This window comes from Caulobacter sp. 17J65-9, from assembly GCF_010975005.1.
Classification (GTDB): Bacteria; Pseudomonadota; Alphaproteobacteria; order Caulobacterales; family Caulobacteraceae; genus 17J80-11.
The window spans coordinates 1-2,931 of the sequence record NZ_JAAIVC010000267.1; the positions used below are offsets into that span (position 1 = coordinate 1).

Annotated in this window: 3 protein-coding genes and 1 pseudogene; 3 read left to right on the forward strand and 1 reads right to left on the reverse strand. The window is 72.4% G+C overall.

All coding sequences use genetic code 11. The annotated features are described in order from the left end of the window. Positions 1–177: 177 nt before the first annotated feature. Positions 178–1,047 (reverse strand): pantoate--beta-alanine ligase, encoded by an 870-nt coding sequence (gene panC / locus G3573_RS21040; protein WP_163263602.1) that lies wholly within the window; start codon positions 1,045–1,047, stop codon positions 178–180. 75 nt (positions 1,048–1,122) lie between these two features. Here panC and G3573_RS21045 point away from each other — a divergent pair, with 75 nt between their 5' ends. The 3 genes and pseudogenes from G3573_RS21045 to G3573_RS21055 form a co-directional block, all read left to right on the forward strand. After that, the gene (locus G3573_RS21045; RefSeq protein WP_163263603.1) at positions 1,123–1,707 is read left to right on the forward strand and encodes an SPOR domain-containing protein; all 585 of its coding nucleotides are present in this window, start codon (positions 1,123–1,125) and stop codon (positions 1,705–1,707) included. Between the two features lie 117 nt (positions 1,708–1,824). After that, entirely contained in the window at positions 1,825–2,649 is an 825-nt protein-coding gene (locus tag G3573_RS21050) for a division plane positioning ATPase MipZ (protein WP_163263604.1), read from the forward strand. Positions 2,650–2,720: 71 nt separating this feature from the next. Next, a pseudogene (locus tag G3573_RS21055) lies at positions 2,721–2,931 on the forward strand (hypothetical protein); the annotation flags it as partial.

Genomic DNA, 2,931 nt, shown 5'->3' on the forward strand with positions numbered 1-2,931 from the left:
CGCTGGGAGCGTGGTGATCTAAATCCTCCCCCTTTGGGGGAGGGGGACCACCCGAAGGGTGGTGGAGGGGGCTCGCCCTGGCGCGACGGCTACCGTCGCACTCCGCTGGAGCCCCCCACGGCGGCTGCGCCGCCTGCTCCCCCCAGCGCTGACGCTCGGGGGGAGATCTTTCGCGCGCTACCCCGCCGCCACCGCCAGGTTGTCGATCAGCCGGGTCTTGCCGATCCAGGCCGCGGCCAGCACCCGGCCGGGGCCGTGCGCCACGCCGCCCGGGAAGGGCTTGAGGTCGTCGGCGCGGCGGATCGAAACGTAGTCGATCTTGTCGAAGCCGGCCTCGAGGATGGCGGCCGCAGCGTCGGCCTCGACCCGGGCGATCGGTTCGCCCCGGGCGGCGCGGCGGGCGGCTTCGGCCAGGGCCAGGTTGAGGGCCACGGCGCGGTCGCGCTGGTCGGGCGACAGGTAGGCGTTGCGGGAGGACAGGGCGAGGCCCTCGTCGTCGCGGGCGGTGGGCGCGCCGACGATCTCAGTCGGGATGTCGAGGTCGCGGGCCATCTGCCGGACCACCAGCAGCTGCTGGTAGTCCTTGTCGCCGAACACCGCCACGTCGGCCTGCACCTGGTTCAGCAGCTTGGCCACCACGGTCGCCACGCCGCCGAAGAAGTGCGGGCGGAAGTCGCTCTCCAGCCCCTCGGCCGGGCCGCCGACGCTGACCGCCGTGACGGCGCCCTGCGGATACATCTCGTCCACCGAGGGGAGGAACAGCAGGTCGCAGCCCTCGGCGGCCAGCAGCTCGGCGTCGCGGCCTTCCTGGCGCGGATAGGTGCCCAGGTCCTCGTGCGCGGCGAACTGTTTTGGGTTCACGAACACGCTGGCGACCACCCGGTCGGCGCGGGTCTTGGCCTCGCGGATCAGCGACAGGTGGCCCTCGTGCAGGGCGCCCATGGTCGGCACGAAGCCGACGGTTTCGCCGGCCTTGCGCCAGCCGCGCACGGTCGCGCGGAGATCAGCCACGGTGCGGGCGACGGGGAGGGGAAATTCGTTCGTCATGGTTAAGCCGTTAACCAGGCCTCTTAAGCACGTCGCTCAACCACGATTTAAGCGGCGGCGCGTAGGGTCGGCCTTATGAACCTGTCGCGCGCGTTCCGTCCAGCCGCCCTCGTCCTCGCCGCTCTCGTCCTCACGGGCTGCAGCGTCCAGAACGACGGGCAGATGTTCCAGCGCTGGGCCGCCGAGGTGAAGAGCATCCCGGTCACCGACATCGAGGCCTCGCGTCAGCGCCACGGCGCGCCCGAGCCGGTGAAGGTGGACGTGATCGACCCTGTCGAGGCCGCCACGACCGAGGCGCAGCGCCGGCTGATCACCGCCGTGGCGAACGAGCTTCCGGCCGCGCCGGCCGCCGCTCCGGTGGTTGCGCCGGTCGTCCGCGACGTGATCGGCGAGAAGCTGGCCCAGGCGACCCAGGCCAGCGCCGGCCGCGCCGTGCAGATCGCCGCCTTCCGCAGCGAGGCCGACGCGCGCACGGCCTGGTCGGACCTGGTGGACCGCCACCGCGAGCTGGCCGGCCTGACCCCGCAGTTCGAGAAGGTCGATCTGGGCGCGAAGGGCGCCTGGGTTCGCCTGAAGGCCGGCCCGATCACCACGCCGGAAGCCGCCAAGGCCCTGTGCGCCGCCGCCGGCGTCGCCGACGCCTGGTGCGCGCGCGCCTGAGCGGACGCCAGGACGGACCTCGCCGAACGACGTCCGGAACGCCGCGTTGACCCCTCGGGCGGCGCAAGAGACCCTGCGCCCCTGGCCCGAATCTGAGTCGGGCGGGGGAGCTATGTCGTGTCTCAGTCTCGTGTGATCGTCATCGGCAACGAAAAGGGCGGGGCGGGCAAGTCCACCATCGCCATGCACCTCGCCACTGGTCTGGGCTGGGGCGGGGCCAGCGTCGCCATCATCGACCTGGACCTGCGCCAGCAGTCGCTGGGCCGCTTCCTGTCCAACCGCCGCACCTGGCTGGCCGCCTCCCAGGCGGAGGCCCCCATGCCGCTGGAATTCAAACTGGGCGAGGACCCCGCCGCCTTCGCCGTCGCGTCGGCCGAGACCGCCGTCGCCCGGTTCGAAGAGATCCTGGCCGAGGCCCGCGCCCAGGCCGACTACGTCGTGATCGACACGCCCGGCGCCGACACGCCGCTGTCGCGCGCGGCGCACGCGAGCGCCGACCTGATCGTCACCCCGATGAACGACAGCTTCGTGGACTTCGACCTGCTGGGCCAGGTCGACCCGGTCAGCTTCGAGCTGGTCAAGCCGTCGATCTATTCGGAGAGCGTCTGGGAAGCCCGCAAGCTGAAGGCTCAGCGCGAGCGCAAGATGGCCGACTGGGTGGTGCTGCGGAACCGCCTGGCCCCCACCGAGGCCAAGAACCGCCGCCGGGTCGAGGAGCGCATGGCCGCCCTGTCCAAGAAGGTCGGCTTCCGCATCGGGCCGGGCCTGCGCGACCGGGTGATCTATCGCGAGCTGTTTCCGTTCGGCCTGACCGTCGCGGACCTGTCCTCGCAGATCCGCCCCGTGGCCGTGTCGCTGGCCCACGTGGCCGCGCGCCAGGAGCTGCGCTCGCTGATGAAGGCGCTGAACCTGGGCGAGCTGGCCCACGACGAAGCCGCCTGAGCGGGATTTCCCTTAGCCCGCGGACGCCCCTATGAAGGGGGCGTGCTTACCCGCGGGCTGACGGCCGACCGATGACCTATCTGCTGCTCATCGTGGCGGTGTTCGCCTTCCTGGTCTGGCTGGGACGGCGCAGCGCCTCCGCCCGCGCCGACTGGCGCACGCCCGCGGCCCTGCTGGGCCTGGCGGTCCTGGTGGCCGGCACGGCGGCGGTGATCCGCGGCGCCTACATCGTCGGCCTCGCCCTGCTGGCCGTCGGCGTCAGCGTGGCGGCCTCGGCCCGGC

Bases quoted from the DNA above. Each gene is read 5' to 3' on its own strand.
- panC (WP_163263602.1), bottom strand. From the start codon at position 1,047: ATGACGAACGAATTTCCCCTCCCCGTCGCCCGCACCGTGGCTGATCTC.
- G3573_RS21045 (WP_163263603.1), top strand. From the start codon at position 1,123: ATGAACCTGTCGCGCGCGTTCCGTCCAGCCGCCCTCGTCCTCGCCGCT.